The 17,249-nt window shown below is 28.9% G+C and carries 14 protein-coding genes; 5 read left to right on the top strand and 9 right to left on the bottom strand.

Going from position 1 to position 17,249, the window contains the following annotated elements:
* Window positions 1-98: 98 nt before the first annotated feature.
* Window positions 99-1,814: a LytTR family transcriptional regulator DNA-binding domain-containing protein gene (locus AABJ49_RS03690; RefSeq protein WP_338376165.1), complete on the bottom strand. Its 1,716-nt coding sequence runs from the start codon at window positions 1,812-1,814 to the stop codon at window positions 99-101.
* Window positions 1,815-2,005: 191 nt separating this feature from the next.
* On the opposite strand from AABJ49_RS03690, the gene rnpA reads away from it, so the two are divergent.
* From rnpA to AABJ49_RS03670, 4 genes are all read left to right on the top strand, one after another.
* Complete coding sequence (gene rnpA / locus AABJ49_RS03685) at window positions 2,006-2,377, top strand: ribonuclease P protein component (RefSeq protein ID WP_338376164.1); 372 nt, start codon at window positions 2,006-2,008, stop codon at window positions 2,375-2,377.
* A gap of 71 nt (window positions 2,378-2,448) precedes the next feature.
* The gene (locus tag AABJ49_RS03680) at window positions 2,449-4,080 is read left to right on the top strand and encodes a S41 family peptidase (protein ID WP_338376163.1); all 1,632 of its coding nucleotides are present in this window, start codon (window positions 2,449-2,451) and stop codon (window positions 4,078-4,080) included.
* Window positions 4,080-4,910 carry an OmpA family protein gene (locus tag AABJ49_RS03675; RefSeq protein ID WP_338376162.1) on the top strand — a complete coding sequence of 277 codons (831 nt, stop codon included), beginning with the start codon at window positions 4,080-4,082 and terminating at the stop codon, window positions 4,908-4,910. The genes AABJ49_RS03680 and AABJ49_RS03675 overlap by 1 nt, the downstream gene beginning before the upstream one ends.
* 3 nt (window positions 4,911-4,913) lie before the next feature.
* The gene (locus tag AABJ49_RS03670) at window positions 4,914-5,300 is read left to right on the top strand and encodes a hypothetical protein (RefSeq protein ID WP_338376161.1); all 387 of its coding nucleotides are present in this window, start codon (window positions 4,914-4,916) and stop codon (window positions 5,298-5,300) included.
* A 17-nt stretch (window positions 5,301-5,317) separates the two neighbouring features.
* Here AABJ49_RS03670 and AABJ49_RS03665 read toward each other — a convergent pair whose 3' ends face one another.
* From AABJ49_RS03665 to AABJ49_RS03645, 5 genes are all read right to left on the bottom strand, one after another.
* Window positions 5,318-5,761, bottom strand: a complete 444-nt coding sequence (locus AABJ49_RS03665; protein ID WP_338376160.1) for a GNAT family N-acetyltransferase — start codon at window positions 5,759-5,761, stop codon at window positions 5,318-5,320.
* A gap of 91 nt (window positions 5,762-5,852) precedes the next feature.
* Entirely contained in the window at window positions 5,853-6,827 is a 975-nt protein-coding gene (locus AABJ49_RS03660; RefSeq protein ID WP_338376159.1) for a DUF4837 family protein, read from the bottom strand.
* A 22-nt stretch (window positions 6,828-6,849) separates the two neighbouring features.
* Window positions 6,850-8,382: a LysM peptidoglycan-binding domain-containing protein gene (locus tag AABJ49_RS03655; RefSeq protein ID WP_338376158.1), complete on the bottom strand. Its 1,533-nt coding sequence runs from the start codon at window positions 8,380-8,382 to the stop codon at window positions 6,850-6,852.
* Window positions 8,383-8,447: 65 nt separating this feature from the next.
* Window positions 8,448-9,635, bottom strand: a complete 1,188-nt coding sequence (locus AABJ49_RS03650; protein ID WP_338376157.1) for a phosphoglycerate kinase — start codon at window positions 9,633-9,635, stop codon at window positions 8,448-8,450.
* A gap of 98 nt (window positions 9,636-9,733) precedes the next feature.
* The gene (locus AABJ49_RS03645) at window positions 9,734-11,701 is read right to left on the bottom strand and encodes a hypothetical protein (protein WP_338376156.1); all 1,968 of its coding nucleotides are present in this window, start codon (window positions 11,699-11,701) and stop codon (window positions 9,734-9,736) included.
* 224 nt (window positions 11,702-11,925) lie between these two features.
* On the opposite strand from AABJ49_RS03645, the gene AABJ49_RS03640 reads away from it, so the two are divergent.
* On the top strand, window positions 11,926-13,065 hold the full coding sequence (locus tag AABJ49_RS03640) for a DNA polymerase III subunit delta' (RefSeq protein WP_338376155.1): 1,140 nt from the start codon (window positions 11,926-11,928) through the stop codon (window positions 13,063-13,065).
* Between the two features lie 46 nt (window positions 13,066-13,111).
* On the opposite strand, the gene AABJ49_RS03635 is transcribed toward AABJ49_RS03640, so the two are convergent.
* The 3 genes from AABJ49_RS03635 to AABJ49_RS03625 form a co-directional block, all read right to left on the bottom strand.
* Window positions 13,112-15,376: a helix-turn-helix domain-containing protein gene (locus tag AABJ49_RS03635; protein WP_338376154.1), complete on the bottom strand. Its 2,265-nt coding sequence runs from the start codon at window positions 15,374-15,376 to the stop codon at window positions 13,112-13,114.
* Window positions 15,377-15,472: 96 nt separating this feature from the next.
* Window positions 15,473-16,042 (bottom strand): OmpH family outer membrane protein, encoded by a 570-nt coding sequence (locus AABJ49_RS03630; protein ID WP_338376153.1) that lies wholly within the window; start codon window positions 16,040-16,042, stop codon window positions 15,473-15,475.
* Window positions 16,043-16,263: 221 nt separating this feature from the next.
* Window positions 16,264-17,112: a class I SAM-dependent methyltransferase gene (locus AABJ49_RS03625; RefSeq protein ID WP_338376152.1), complete on the bottom strand. Its 849-nt coding sequence runs from the start codon at window positions 17,110-17,112 to the stop codon at window positions 16,264-16,266.
* Window positions 17,113-17,249: the final 137 nt, after the last annotated feature.

The raw sequence follows: 17,249 nt of genomic DNA, 5'->3' as shown, positions 1-17,249 counted from the left end.
TGAATAATTACTACTTGAAAACCAAAAAATTGTCACCAATGACCTGTTTTTGTACATGAATGACATCAATCAAATAAGCCTTTTTAAATTTTTAAGTATTAATTAGTCTTATTCAACAAATCTTTCAGCAATTGTTTATAAGTCCTAGATAGCTTTATCCACTCTCCATTTTCTAACATTACCTCTGTAGAGTTGATGATTTTAATTTTGTGAATATTCACTACATACGATTTATGAATACGAACAAAATCTTGTTTTGGCAATAACTCTAAAAGACTCGATAAAGATGTTCTTTCTATTTCTGGTTTTTCTCTTCCTTCTATAGAAATTTCTGCATAATGACCATCTGATTTAATGTATAAAATTTCGGTAGTGTTTAAAACGGCATTACTTTTTAATTTTAAAATAGCATTAGTTGAAATTGCTTCTTCTTTCTTTTTGGAGAATTCATCATTGAAAGAGTCCAATTGATTTTGCAATTGAATCACTTCTGATTTTTGGTTTTTATATCTTTTAAATAGTAAGAAACTAACTATTGCTAAAATCAAAACAATTAAAAATGAAATAAATAAATTTGATTTGTAAAAAGTGTTTTCTTTGTCTAATCTTTGTATTCTTTTTCTTTTCTCTTTGTTATCTTCTAAAACAAGTACTTGACTAAAACCATTTTCGCTTTTATTTATATATTTAGCTTTTTTTAAGCTATCATTAGCTCTTAAATATTCATTAGCCTTTTTATAATTTTCTTTTTTTTCGTTGATTTCTGCGTATAATGCATATTGATTTTCTAAATCGTATTTTATATGTTTATCTACAGATAATTTATGAGCCGAATCAAGGTATGTTAGTGCTAAATCATATTCCTCTTTTTTTAGATAAGCAGTAGCCAACAATCTATAATTTTCAATTTTAGATGGAATTTGGTTTTTATTTTTAAATTCTATTAATGATTTTTTCAAATACCATAATGCACTGTCTATTTCTTTCACAAAAATTTTGTTTTGTCCTCTGTTAAGATAAGCTAAACTCAATTCAAAATTTTGATTTGTGGACTTATAGTGGTGTATTACTTTATCTAAATAAAAGTTTGTAGAGTCTGTGTTTTTAATAAAACTAAAATTTGTAGCTAAGTTGCCATAAAGTCTATAAACGGTTCTTTTATCTCTTGGATTTCTCTTTGAAAATGAAATGCCTTTATGAAAGCTCAAATTAGAACTTTCAATGTCACCTAATAATTTTTGTGAAACACCGATATTAGAATATAATCCTGGTTTTGCATAATCAATTCCCAAACTATCCCATAAAACAAGTGCTTTTTCGAAGTATTCAATAGCCTTTTTATGTTCGTTTTTTTGTTTTTTAATCATACCTAAACCATTGTACGTATGAGCAATTTCTTCCTTTTTATTTATTTTTTTACTTTGCTCAATTATTTCTTTATAAATTAATTCCGCTTCATCAAATTTTCTAATTTGTGTATAAGCAATTGCTTTTGCTCTCAGAAGTCTGAAATAATTACTAATATTAATCTCATCTTTATAAACCAATGCACTATCTAAATAAACTATTGAACTTTCTCTTTTAGCTTGAAAAAGTTGAGATTGGGAAAGAATAAAATAACCCTCGGTTATGAAAGTAACATCATTTTCCTTATTTCCTAAATCTAAAATTTTATTACCATAAAAGAAAAGACTATCAGGATTGTTCTGATTTTTTCTAGAAAGTGATTGAAGTAATTTAAACTCTGAATTAGCTTGATTTTGTGCATTTAAAGTAAGCGTTACAAAGAAGAAATAAAGAAAAAATCTTGTCATTTTGGGGCTTTTAAAAATATAAATCAGCATTATATTCTTGTTAAAAAAATGCAAAATATTACAAAAAGTTAACTATTCAAAATTAAATTATCGTAAATAGCCTTTTTAAACCAATAAAAATAAAGCGAAAAACTAATATTTTAATTGCAATTCTATTTAAAAAGTCTAGTTATAGTTTATACCTTTGCTTTATGGCATTTACATATCCAAAAACTGAAAAACTGAAAAGCAAAAGCACTATAGATTTACTATTTAGTGAAGGAAAATCAGTTTCAAAATATCCGTTGCGATTGGTTTTTGTGGAAAATCCATCTGAAGAAAAAGAATTAATAAAAATGGGTGTTTCGGTTTCAAAGAAGTATTTTAAACATGCAGTTGACCGAAATTATTTCAAAAGAGTGTTGCGTGAATGCTATCGTTTAAATAAACATATTTTGACTGAAAATATTGAAAAACCTCATGCTTTTATGTTTTTTTATCAGACAAAAGATCGTTTAACTTATCAGGAAATTAACGAGAAAACTATCCAACTTTTTCAAAAATTTGTTGAAAATGTTAAGTAAAACCTAACTTTGGTTTACTTTTTGCTCAATTATAATTACATTCGTAGTTCATTTTATTTAATTCTATTGTTATGAAATCTCTTTTTAGAAAAAGAATCATTATCCCTATTATAGCTATTTCGTTTTTATTTGTTGGAGTTAGTTTCAAAGGTGATTTCTTTGAATTAGCAAAACAAATTGAAATATTTACCAATTTATTCAAGACCGTAAATCAAAATTATGTGGATGAAACAAATCCTGGTGATTTGATGGATAAAGGCATCAAAAGCATGTTGAAAGAATTAGATCCTTACACGGTTTTCTTCAACGAACAAGATGTGATCAAATTCAAAATCAACAATACTGGTGAATACACTGGAATTGGAGCCTTGATTACTCGAAAAGAAGATAAAGTAATTTTAAAAGAAGTGTACAAAGGTTTTCCAGCTGATAAAGCAGGTCTGAAAGCAGGTGACGAAATCATTCAAATTGATGATGTTTTGCTTAAAGACTTTAAAGAAGATGCTTCCCAATTATTGAAAGGAGCCAAAAACACCAAAGTAAACATTGTTTATTTCCGACAAGGTAAGAAAACCAATGGAGAAATAATTTTAGACGAGGTTGATTTAAGAGCTGTTCCCTATTATAAATTATTGGAAGACAATATTGGCTATATCGTTTTATCAAAATTTACCGAAAAAGCTTCTTCTGAAACTAAAGCCGCTTTATTGGATTTGAAAAAACAAGGAGCTACAAAAATAGTTTTAGATTTAAGAGGAAATCCAGGTGGTTTGTTAGGTGAAGCTGTAAATATCTGTAATTTATTTGTGCCAAAAAATGAAACTATTGTTACCACAAAATCAAAAGTTGAAAAGCATAATAGTGATTACAAAACAAGAAATGAACCGGTAGATTTAGAAATCCCATTAGCTATAATTGTTAATGGAAAAAGTGCTTCAGCTTCTGAAATTGTGGCTGGTGCTTTGCAAGATTTAGACAGAGCAGTTGTAGTAGGAAATCGCAGTTTTGGAAAAGGATTGGTTCAAAGACCTTTGAATTTATCTTATGGAACGCAAGTAAAAGTTACTATTTCTAAATATTATACACCTTCTGGAAGATGCATTCAAGCTTTAGATTATTCGCACAAAGATGAAAATGGAAAAGCTATTCGTACTGACGAAAAAAATTACAATGCTTTTAAAACCAAAAAAGGAAGAACCGTTTATGATGGTGGTGGAATTATGCCAGATCTTGAAGTTACAGAAACAAAACCTTCAACTATTTCAAAAGCTTTAACAGCAAATGATGCCATATTTAACTATGCAACTGAGTTTTATTATAAAAACCAAAACAATCCAAATGCCATGTTCACAAATTCTGATTATGATGGATTTAAACAATTCGTCAAAAAACAAGAATACAAGATGAATACGGAAACTGAAAGAGCTTTAGAAAGCACACTTGAAGTTGCAAAAAAAGAAAATATTGACAAAAATATTCAAACAGAATATAATTTACTGAAAGCAGCTATTGAAAAAAGTAACGAAAAAGAATTAGACAGAAATAAAGATGAAATCATCATGCTTTTAAACGATGAAATCATTACTCGTTTTCAATACAAAGAAGGTTTGTATGATTATGAAACTAAAAATAGTGCAGAAATCATCAAAGCCAAAAACATTTTAAAAAACACAGCTGAGTATAACAAAATATTAAAAAAATAATGCGTTCTCTAAAATACCTTTTCTTGTTACTTTTCTTAACTTCATTGACTTCATTTGCACAAGAAGATGAAATATTACAGTCTATTTATTTTGATTTTGATAAGTTTGATTTGCGAAAAGACCAACAAAAAGAACTTCAAAAATTCATTAAAACCATTGATACATCTATAGTTGAGTCTATTCAAATTTCTGGTTATTGTGATGATCGAGGAAAAGATGCTTATAATTTTGATTTATCAACCAAAAGAGCCAATACCATTAGAGATACATTGTTGCTTAATGGCATAAAAAATAAAATTATTGTTTCCATTCAAGGAAAAGGAAGCATAATGATTGATGAAGATTTAGAAACTAATGTACCTGAAGTTCGTTCTAAAAATAGACGTGTGGATGTGTTAGTAAACTTTAAACCACCAATTGTTAAAAGAACAAAACCTGAAAATTACACTATTTTAAGAAAAGATGTAATTGTTGGTGATAAAATTACCCTTGACAAAGTTTTCTTTGATAGAGGAAGCAGTAGATTAACTACTTCGGCCAAAAAAGAGTTAGATAAAATTGCCATTAGGATGCATCGTTTTCCAAAAATAGAACTTGAAGTACAAGGCCATATTTGTTGTACACCTTCTTACCAAAAAGAAGCTGTTGATAAAGATACTCGAAAACGGGAACTATCTGTAAACAGAGCCAAAGCAGTTTATAAATATCTTATTTCAAGAAGAGTAAATGAAAAAAGGTTGATTTATAATGGTTATGGAAACACACAACCTCTTGGTGGAAGTACTGATCAAGATAGAAGAGTTGAATTGCTGATTACTAAGATTGAATAAGCTTTGAAAAAACATTATAAAATATTACTCTTATTTATTTCTATTTTAATATTAGTTGGTTGGAAAACTATTCAAAATAATGAATTTGTTTACCAAATTGAAAATCAAAAAATAATGTTGAGAATTGAAAGTGGAATGAATTTCTTGAGATGGAATGAAAAAGCAAAATTAATATTAAATACAGAAAATATTGACTCAAGAAAATTAAGTCTTTCTGCTCCTGGTCTTCGAAATATAAAAGGAGCTACAATTGAGAATACAGAAAGTATTTGGGAAATTAATATTAGTAAACAAACCATCAAAAATGATACATTAAAACTTTTTATAAGTTGTAGAAATCAAGACGATAGGTTTTGGAGTCATCAATTTAAAATCCCAATAAAAGAATAGAAATCGATTGTTCAAAATCATTTCCTCTTCATCTGAATATGAGGAATATCATCTTCTAAATACATTTCACTGGTTTGAACAAACTGATGGGTTTCGTAGAATTTCTTTAAATATTCTTGTGCAGAAATTGTGATTTGAGAAGTCTTAAATTCCTTTTCAATAGTTGCAATGGAAACTTTCATTAAATCGTGTCCCCTTTTTTTGGCTCTTACTTTTTCGCTTACTACTACTCTACCAATTGAAGCTTCTTCAAAATAATAACCTTTGTCGAATAATCTGGTGTAAGCTACAATTTCGTCATTATAAAAACCTAAGACATGAATTGCTTTCTCATCTTTGCCATCAATGTCTTGATAAACGCAATTTTGCTCCACTACAAAGACTTCGCTTCTCAATTGCAACAATTGATATAGTTCTTGAAGAGAAAGTTCGTTAAAACGCTTTATTTTGAATATAAGCATATTTGAAATATTGAATTAAAAAAAAGAGCAAAAACTAATTTAGAAATCAGTTAATTTGCTCTTCATTTATAAGTTGTGAAATCTAAATTTATTACTTGATTTTAGCTGAATTAATAATCGCTTCTAATTCAAACATATGATCTCTTTTGGCTTTTGACGGCAAATAGGTAAATCCTTCGATAACTAAATAACGATTATTTTTAGTGTCTTTTACAGCATAGTTCACAAATGGACCAGCCATAAAGTCGTTTTTCAATTCCCACGTTCCTTTAGTCAAGTAAGTAAACTTATTGTCTAATTTAGTTTGAAACAAATAGGGAGCATAGGCTTCTTCGGTAATCATCCAAGTATTATCTAACGTTCCATGAATGTTAGCTTTTCCGATAGAATCTCTTAAATTAATAATGTTTTGAACGATATTTCCGTCTTTTTCTACTCTAGAAATTGGAGCTTCATAAATTAAAATACTATTATAACCTGAAGTAAATTCTTTTCGCAACCAAATAAATTTATCCTTTTCCATGTCATAATTATAACCATAACCAATGTCCAACGATAAACCAAACTTGTCTTCAATCTTTTTGTCGTTAACCAATGATTTTTTCATACGTCTTTGGTTTTCAGCTATTTCCCCATTTCTGATAGTGCTAATAATTTGAGAAGCTTTTGATTCAATGTTGCGAATTAGCTCTTCTGAATTTGTTCCGGTAATGAAAAAGACATTTTGAGGATAAGCATATAAATCTTTTCGAGCTGCAAAACCATTTTTATCTGATTTTTGAACCACAATAATGTTTCGTCCTTTTTTTACAAAGCCATCAAAAATTTTTGTTGGATATTGATTGATGTTAAACAATGGTTCTTCTTGAGGTAAACCGTCTACTGGAGCAGCTAATTTTTTTCGTAAGGAATCTCCAATTTCACCATTCCAAAGAGGTTCATCAATAAAAATAGAAACGTTATTAATATTTCCTGATGATTCAGAAAGGCCTTTGTTATTTGATACTTCTTCTTTGCACGAAAACAATAAAAAAGAAGCAAAAAAAAGTACAATAATTTTTTTCATTTGAAGTGTATTTAATAAAATTTTACCCGTTTATTTTTAATTTCATTCCGGGTTTAATATTATTACCACTAATACCGTTCCATTCTTTCAAATCATCAGCAGAAACTCCTGGAAATTTTTTTGCAATGGTGTATAATGAGTCTCCACTTCTTACTACATAGGTAGTTGCGCTTGATTTAGAAATATGAGATTTAGTGCTTTCTTCTTTGGTGCCATAAATTTTTAATTTATTTCCAGCATTAATTAAAGAAGATCTTAAATTATTCCATCTTTTTATTTCTGTTACTGTTACATCATATTTTTGAGCAATTAAACCTAAACTTTCTCCACGTCTAACTGTATGATAAGCAAGTTTGCTTTTTGTTTTCGTTTCTTCGTAGACAACAACTTTTGTTTCTTCTGGAGTTGTGCTTTCTGCTAAAGCTTCTTCTCTTGCTTTTTCACCACCATTTTTTATAAAATCAATATAAGCATAAACCGCTTCTTCATTAGAAACAAATAAGCCGATTTTGTCTTTTGGCATACGTAAATAATGAGGTTTGTCTTCGTTGTAAGGAATAATGTTTAATTTATAAATCGGGTTTAAAAACTCTACTTGGTCTTGTGGAATGTCAAATAATTCTGAAATTTGTTTAAAACTCATTTCTCTCTTCACCATTATAGTATCTGTTTCAAAATAAGTGATTTGAGCTTTTTTAGGAACAATTCCTAGTTCTTTTTTATGCTCATAAATATACATAGTCGCTAAAAAAGCAGGAACATAATTAGCCGTTTCTCTAGGAAGATTTTTTCGAATATTCCAATAATTTTGACTTCCACCAGAACGTCTAATAGCTTTAGAAACATTTCCTGGTCCAGCATTGTAAGAGGCTAAAACCAAGCTCCAATCTCCAAAAATTTTGTATAAACTTGATAAATATTGGCAAGCAGCTTCTGTAGCTTTTAAAGGATCAAATCTTTCATCAACATAAGAGTTAACTTCTAAATTAAATTGTTTTCCTGTTGGATACATAAATTGCCAAAGACCAGAAGCTCCTACTCTACTTTTTGCTCTTGGGTTTAAAGCAGATTCAACAATTGCCAAATATTTAATTTCTAGGGGAACATCGTATTTTGCTAAATGCTCTTCAAACATTGGAAAATAATATTCGGAAATTGCCATTAATCTTTCAAAACTATGCTTTCTGTTTTTAAGAAATGATTTGATTACGTTTTCTAATGAAGTATTGTATTCGATATTAAATGGAGATTTATCGTCCATTTTTTGAAGTCTTTTCTTTAAAATTTCTGTTGACATTTCAAAAGAAACTGCCTCGTCTATATCTAAATCAGAAATATCAGCATACATATCATCAAAAAGTTCCTGATTAGATAGCTCTTCCATCCATCGACTATCAATACAAGTACTTGTACTGTGATTAACAAAAGAGGCTTTTAAAGAATCTAAGTAAGATAATTTTGGAGCAACTTCTTCAATTAAACTTACTTCTATACTCTCTTGAGCAAAAGTAATACATGGGACTAATAGGAATAAAATGTTTCTGATTTTCATCATGCAGGGATTTGTAATTTAATAGTTTGTTAATCTATAATAACTCAAAAAAGTCAAAAATAGTATTATTATTGGATAATTGCTTGAATTCCAGGTAAATTTTTTCCTTCTAGCATTTCCAACATCGCTCCACCACCAGTAGACACGTAGCTTACTTGGTCTTCAAAACCAAATTGTTTTACCGCAGAAACTGAATCACCACCACCAACAAGTGAAAAAGCTCCATTTTTAGTTGCTGCTGCAATGTATTCTCCTACTTTAACTGTTCCATTTTCGAAACTTGGCATTTCAAAAACACCAACTGGTCCATTCCAAAGAATCGTTTTTGATTTTAAAATAACTTCTTCAAAGAGTTCTAAAGATTTTGGTCCAGCATCTAAACCTTGCCAACCATCTGGAATTTTTGTTACATCAATAATTTGCGTTTTTGCATCGTTTGAAAATGAATCAGCAATAACTGCATCAACAGGTAAATGAATTTGTACTCCTTTTTCTTTTGCTTGTTTTAAAATTTCCAAAGCTAATTCCATCTTATCATCCTCACAGATAGAGTTTCCAATGCTTCCACCTAAAGCTTTGATGAAAGTAAAAGTCATTCCACCACCAATAATCATGTGGTCAATTTTATCTAAAATATTTTCAATAATTGTTATTTTTGAAGACACTTTAGAACCTCCTAAAATAGCCGTTACAGGTTTTACAGACTCATTAAGTACTTTATTGATACTTTCAATTTCTTTACCTAATAAAAATCCGAAGTATTTATCATTTGGAAAATAGTTTGCAATAATTGTTGTTGATGCATGTGCTCTGTGAGCTGTTCCAAAAGCATCATTTACATAGATATCTCCAAGTGAAGCAAGCTTTTTTGCAAAGGCTTCATCACCAGCCTCTTCCTCTTTATAAAATCTAAGGTTTTCAAGTAAAAGTATTTGGTTTGGTTGTAGATTACTTGATTTTGAGTGTGCTTTGTCTCCTATACAATCATCAGAAAAAAGAATTTCTTTACCTAAAACTTCCGAAACTTTATCAACTATATGCTTCATTGAATATTTTTCTTCTGTTCCTTTTGGTCTTCCTAAATGCGACATTAAAATTACACTTCCACCATCATTTAAGATTTTATCGATAGTTGGTTTGGCCGCTTCAATTCGTGTTGCATCCGTAACTTTAAAATTTTCATCTAAAGGCACGTTAAAATCTACTCGGATTATGGCTTTTTTACCTTTAAAGTCAACATTATTGATTGTTTTCATAGGAAATAATTATTTTTTCGGGTTTGATTTTATTGTTTTAATTTTACAAAAATAAAAAAGACTCACAATTGAGTCTTTTTTTAATACTAATTTAACGTTTACACGAGTTCTTCATCTTTAATTCTCATGCCAACCATTTTTTGTTGGGGACAAAAAGGGTCATTATAATCTACATTCTGGTCATTACTTACTAATTGATCTGGACTAGTATTTACTAGCATAATCCATGTGTCTCCATAATACTTACCGTTTACATTTGAATAATATAAATTTAAAGCACTTGTCCACGAATCGTTCTTACTGACAAATACATATCTGTAATTATTTTTCGGATTGATAAAGAAGTTTGCGTCAATTCCGAGACTTCTTAATTTGGCAACAAATCGAGTAGCATTTTTATGTACAGCAAAAACATTGGCTATTACATAAAAACCTCTTTGTTGGTTAGCAATTTCAACCATTGGACCTGGAATTGCAGTAATTTTTGGTTTTCTTCCGTCTCTTGTTTGTGCTACTTGACTTAGTTTTTCACTAATTAAAACAGGATCAATCCTTGTTGTGTTTGAAGCTATTTCTTCTTCATTTTCTGCTTTAACTTTTGGATGATTAACTACTACTTCTTTTTTTGGAGCTAAAACAACATTGTTTGAACTCTTATTTGGAGTTGCATCAGCTTTAGAGACTATAACTGTTTCATTTTTAATAGGTTGGCTTGTTGCTTTATCTTCTGTTTTTGAAGTTTCTGCCACGATAACTTCTTTAGTTGGAGTTATTGTTGTAGTTTTTATTTCAGTATTAATTGAAGAAGTTGATTTAGATTCGCTTTTTGAATTTGTGTTTTCAACCAATACTTTTTCACTACTTATAGGATTTGTTGAAATTACTGTATCATTTGTTTCAGATAAATCATTTGAAACAATCATAACTGGTTCTTTATCAATTTCTTGGACTTCTACATTGAAAGCATTAAAGAACATAAAATATCTATCCCCTACGGTTTTAAGTTTTAGGGTAACATTATCTGTATTATTTTGTATTACAGAATTATCTGGATTTGCAATTGTAATTAAAGCCGTATCAAATCCTAATGTGTTTTTACTATTAGGGTTTCTTGCTGTGTAGTATTGGTCATCAATAATAATATTACTATTGAAGAAATTGTTTTCTAATTTTAATGGACCACTTAATAGTGTAAAAACTTCGCTTAATTGAGATTTGATTTGTAACTGATCTCCTGCCAAGTTATTATCTCCTTCTAAACCCGCACATGCTAATTTTGCTGAAACGTTTCCTTCAGGTAATGTTTTAAACCCAGTAAATAATATTTCTGTTGATTTATCTGTTACACCTGCAAAACCATCATAAGAAGTAATAAATTTTGCTGTTTCATTTTCATCTTCATAAACAAAGAACATTGTCCATCCACCCGAAACTCCACCTTCAACTACACCTTGAGTAGCTTTAATATTTGCTACTGTATATTCACCTGTTGCGTTTCCTAAATTCTTTACTAAATCTGTAATGTCTGCATAAACTGCATATGGAGCACTTTCATCAAAACCTTTTTTATCTAATCCGTCAAAAATTACCTCTCCCTTTACATTCACGTATGTATTTTCTCCAGGAAGTTTTAATTTAATTTGGTCAAACTCTTCTCTATTTTTATCAAATGCTTTAAATTTGTTTCGTTTGTTTTTAACACCACTGTTGTATTTGTATGTAGCAGACCAATATAAACCTGCGTAAACTATTTTTTTGTTTTCTTCATTTTCAAGGTATAATGTTGCAGCACTAGAACTGAAAGTAGACATGTCACTATCAATGTCGATGTAAAACATTTCAAACTCATCATTAAGTTTGGCTGTTTTAGTAGCATTCATATAAGGCATGTTTGGATTATTTCCATAATCCTTTCTATTCACAATATTGTTTGCAATAACTGTCATATCTCCTTTAACATAAGATTGATATCTTACTTTAAAAGGAACCGGTAATTGACCATAAGAAAAAGATGTTGCTAAAAGAATGGCAACCATCAACCCTAATTTTGAAATTTTGCTTAACATAATATTAGTTTTTACAATTATTATACTAACGATTCAATAACAATTATTTTTATGTACATTTACTTTTTTTGTTAGTAAGTACAAACAAACTGGTGATAAAACAACTGATTTTAAATCTTTTACTAAACTATTAAGAAATGTAATTGGTTTGTCAACAATTTAAAACGACTTATTAACAATTTTTATTGTGTTTTCAACAAGATATAAAATTTAGTACCTAGAAAATGTTTAAAAGTGTAATTGGAAATAAAAAAACGGTAGATTACTTGACTTCAAGTGTTGATGGTAGTAGGCTTGCTCACGCTCAACTATTTGTTGGTCCTACAGGAATTGGGTTGTTACAAATAGCTATTTCGTATGCAAAATATATATTGTGTAATGATAAAAATGTTGAAAACTTGGATTGTGAAAAATGCCTAAATAAGGTTGATCAACTGTCACATCCTGATATTCACTATGTTTTTCCTGTTACTTCCACTGAAAATGTAAAAAGTCATCCCGTAAGTGATAATTTCCTTAAAGAGTGGAGAGAATTCGTCAATCTACATCCATTTGGAAGTCTTCAAGATTGGTATTCACATTTAGGTGTAGAAAAAAAACAAGGGCAAATCGGTGTAGATGAAGCATTAGAGATAGTTAAAAAACTTTCTTTAAAATCTTATGAAGGAGGCTATAAGGTGATGATTATTTGGATGGCCGATAAAATGAATACAGCAACATCCAACAAAATACTTAAAATTTTAGAAGAACCACCGCAGAAAACTATCTTTTTACTTATAACTGAAAATTTAGAAGAAATAATTTCTACTATCACTTCTCGTTGTCAAATTATTGAATTTAATAAGCCTGAACAACAAGAAATTGAACTTTTTCTTAAGACTACTGGGACAAGTGATGCTCTTGCAAAAAGATACGCACATTTAGCACAAGGAGATATTAACAAAGCTTTAAAACTTTCAAATAACCAGAAGGATGATAAATTATACGAGGAATGGTTTGTAAAATGGGTTCGTTCTGCTTTTAAAGCTAAAGGAAATGCTGCCTCTATATTAGAATTAATTAGTTGGAGCGAAGAAGTGGCCAGTTATGGAAGAGAAGTCCAAAAACAATTTTTACATTATTGCATAGAGTTCTTTAGACAAGCCTTGTTAGAGAACTATACTACAAAAGATTTAGTCTATTTAGATGAAGGTTTAGATGGTTTTGAGTTAAAAAAGTTTGCTCCTTTTGTAAATGGTGAGAATATAAATGAGATTTTCAAGGAAATTTCAGATGCCATTTATCATATTGAGCGTAATGGAAACGGAAAAATTATTTTAACTGACTTGTCAATCAAATTAACTCGTTTAATACATAAAAAATAAATTATTTATTTAGAATATAATCATTTATAATATATTGCGTAAAGTATTACTTTAAACTTGATCTGTATAATTTAAGTTCTTCCCATGAAAATTTATCTCCAACAGTTTCTTTAAGTTCTGACAAGCTTTCTCCTTTAAAGTATTTGAACAATACCTTTAATTGTTTTATTTTTTCTTCAGAAAGTAAATCCTCAATTTTAATGAGGTCGAGTTCGATTAATTTAGTAAAATGTGTATAAATTGTGTTTTCGGTAAGTTTTCTAATACTTGCTATCTCATTGATAGTATGGTTGTTTTTCCATAAATCCAATGTTATTTCAATAGTTGGTTTTTTGCTTTCCTTTGGCTTTTTAACTTTTGGTTCATAATAAGAAACATCTGGATCAACATCAAAAACTCCTGGTTTAACTGTATTTAAATCTCTTATTTTTTTAAGTTTATTGGCTTTATAAGATAGAATTTCTTCAGAAGTTAGGTTTTCTTTTGAAATTTCTTTTCCAAAAGCAACCATTTCAATTAACAACTTGGCTTTCATTAAACGTTGAATGGTTTTGGTTTGAGAATCTTCCAAATCATTTAATTCATCATAAAACGTTTTTACTTTTTTGATTCGTTTTATTTCATCTATTTTAAACAATAATTCATAAACAAAATTGTCTAAATCTTTATAGAAATAGGAATAAGCAGCATTAAATCTTTCATTTAAATAGTGAACATCAAATTGGTCTTTAGAAAAAATATTATTTAATTGCTTAATAAAATTTTGAGCAGGAATGAACAAATTTTCAATTTTATTAGATTGATTTTCAGCCCATTTTGCATATTTAGCTTTAGGTGATTTTGGAGCTTCTTCTTTATAACTAAACCTATGATTTCTCCATTCTTGAGCTAAATCTTGCCAATCAAAAGTTGCTTTTAAATAGTTGAATAGATAATTTTTTGTTTCTTGCTCAAGCGATTTCTGAATATATTCATCAGTAGCTTTCTGTTCTGCATATAGCATTACATCATTATCATTGGAAAGTCCATTCATTTGGATTGGAGCTAACAATACCAAACCTTTAAGTGATCGTAAACGTGAAAGTGCTACATAAGCTTGTCCTGGTTGAAAAACACGTGAAACATCTAAAGCTGCTCTATCAAATGTTAATCCTTGACTTTTATGAACAGTAATTGCCCAAGCTAATTTTATTGGATAATGGGTGAAAGTTCCTAATACTTCTTCCTGAATTTCTTTAGTAGTTTCGTTTACTTTATATCTTATGTTTTGCCATTCATATCGTTCAACTTCTATTGTTTTTTTCTCTTCTGGAAATTCTACAATTATCTCATCTTTAGATAAATACTTAACAATTCCCATTTTTCCATTAAAGTAATTTTTTTCAAATGAAAGATCATTTTTGATGAACATAATTTGTGCTCCAACTTTTAGCTCTAATGTTTCTTCCAAAGGATAAATTTTATCTGGAAAATCGTCTACAATTTGAGCTTTGTAGTTGAAAATTTTGCCTTCTAATTCATTTAAAGCTTCTATATTAATTGAATCTGCTTTTTTATTATGGGTTGTAAGGGTAATAAATCCTTTATTTTTCTTAAAATCAAAATCAGGATTAACAAATTGATTTAGAACACTTAAATCATCTTTAGTTATAGTGTTATTTCGTAAATTATTAAGTACATCGATGAATTCACTTTCTGTTTGACGATAAATTTTATCCAATTCGATATATAGAGGTGGATTTTGTTGTACAACATGAGAATGAAAGAAAAACTTTCCTTGATAATATTTGCGCAAAATATCCCATTCTTCAGGTTTGACAATAGGAGGTAGTTGTAGTAAATCTCCTATAAACAAAACTTGTGCACCACCAAATGGCTGTTTACTTCTTCGCACGGATTGCATCATAAAATCAATTGCATCAAGCAAATCAGCCCTAAGCATACTAACTTCATCAATTACAAGTAACTCAATATTTCTAATGACATTTCTCTTAACAGCACTCATTTTAAAGTGACGAGAAAGTGTGCTTTTAGATTCAAATTTTACAGAATCTTTTATATGAGGTGCAATAGTATCTGGAATAAAACCACCAAAAGGCAATTGAAAAAGAGAATGAATAGTAACTCCACCAGCATTTAAAGCAGCAATTCCGGTAGGAGCAACAACAGCTGTGTTTTTATGTGTTGTTCTAATAATTTCTTTAAGAAGGGTAGTTTTACCTGTTCCTGCTTTTCCAGTAAGAAAAACAGACTTATTTGTCTGATTTATAAACTTTAAGGTATAACTTGCAACGGCTGATAATGAATTCATTGGCTTGTAAATTAAAGTATAAAAATACTAAAAAAAGTAAATAAAAAAACCTCATTAAAAAAATTAATGAGGTTTGAAAGTATTCTTAAAATCTAGTTATTTTTTAACTTCTTCTTTTTCAACAGTTTTTGTGTCTTCAGTTGGTTTATATTTGTCATTTAATAACTTAACTAACTCATCTGTAATATCATACGAGTCTTTAGCGTATAAAATACTTGGTGTAGATAATCCTGTACCGTATACATAATCATAACCATTCTTTTTTCCGTAATCTTTTATATATAGCTTAATATCTTTTACAAGAGAATCTAATTCACCATTACTTGCATCTTGAATTTCTTTGTACATTGATTGTTGTTTGATATTCAATCTTTGTTCTCTTTCTTGTAATTCAGCAGCTTTTTGTTGAGCCCATTGTGGTCCTTTTGCTTGAGCTTGTCTTAAAGCGCTTTCATAGTCTGCTTGAAATTGTTTTGCCTCTGCATCAAGCTCACGACCCATTTCTTGGGACTTTACTTTATATTTATTTTCGATATCAATAGCTTGTTGATGTTCTTTCATTAGTTTTTCTGTATCAACATAAGCTGTTTTAAGACCAGTTGTTCCTTCTTGTTTATTACAAGATAATATTGCAAATCCTAAGGCAATAAATAATAATTTTTTCATGTACGTTATTTCTAATTTTTGGTAAAAGTAATCAATTGAAAATAGTAATGCAAGATTTAATTTTTAATGCATAATTAATATCTATATAGTTTTTGTTTTGCATAATAAACAACTATAGTTTTTAATAGATTTATATGTGATTTAAGAGTATTTCAAGAAAACAGCAACAAAAGACAAGCCAAACACGCATAAGATTCAAAAAAAGGGATTTAAAATGAGTTTTAGTCGTTTTTAATTACATAAATGTGAGAAGAAAATTCTTTTTTAAGTATTCCTGAGCAATTTGAAAGAAATCCATATAAAATTCCTTTTATGAAATTCATTTTTCCTGTTTTATATTTTTCAGATAAAAGACAAACATAAAAACTATCAAACCACATTGGTTTCACTTTTTTTAATTGTAAACCTTCTTTATTAAATAATTTTTGAATACTTCCTTTTGAAAAATGCCATAAATGTCTTGGCACATCATAAGCAGCCCAGAAAGATTTATAATGTTTTGCGTCAAAAGATTTAAAATTTGGAACGGCAATAATAATTGTTCCATTTGGTTTTAATAATCTTTTTAAAATTCTAATTTGATTTTCTAAATCGGGTACATGTTCTAAAACGTGCCACATAGTAATCACGTCAAAAGAATAACTTTCTAATTCTTCTAAACTATCGATAAAATTAACTCCTTTTGAAATTGCAATGTTTTTTGCGTTTTCGTTTGGCTCAATTCCAATACAATTCCAACCAGATTGATTTGCTTGGATTAAAAAATCTCCAGTTCCAGCTCCAATATCTAAAAGATTTCCATGTGCTGCATTCTCTTTAGTAATTAAAGCAACTTTATTTTTTAAAGCATTCGACTTAACTAGGTGATACAATTTTTCAAATAAAGTTCTTTTAGAATCTGTATGCGAAATATAATCTTCGCTTTCATAATAGGAGGGAAGTTTGTCGAAACTAGGTTGGGGAAATGTTTTTAAAAGTTGTAATTCTTCATCTAAAAGCAAATCAAACGATTCTTTAGAAACCGAATGATCTTTAACTTTAATAAAAACATTGTTTGGAGAAAAATTCATATATTTTTTTAAATAAAAAAAGAGTAAAGGTAGTAAGTATAGTAGTTGACAAAGTGTGTTTCACGTGAAACATTTTTTAGTATTTAGTGTTCAGTAATTAGTATTTTGTTAGAACTGCTTACTAAAGACTGAACACT

This window comes from uncultured Flavobacterium sp., assembly GCF_963922255.1.
Taxonomy (GTDB): domain Bacteria; phylum Bacteroidota; class Bacteroidia; order Flavobacteriales; family Flavobacteriaceae; genus Flavobacterium.
The sequence above is the reverse complement of the archived record's forward strand: the minus strand, read 5'-3'. Positions and strand labels throughout refer to the sequence as shown.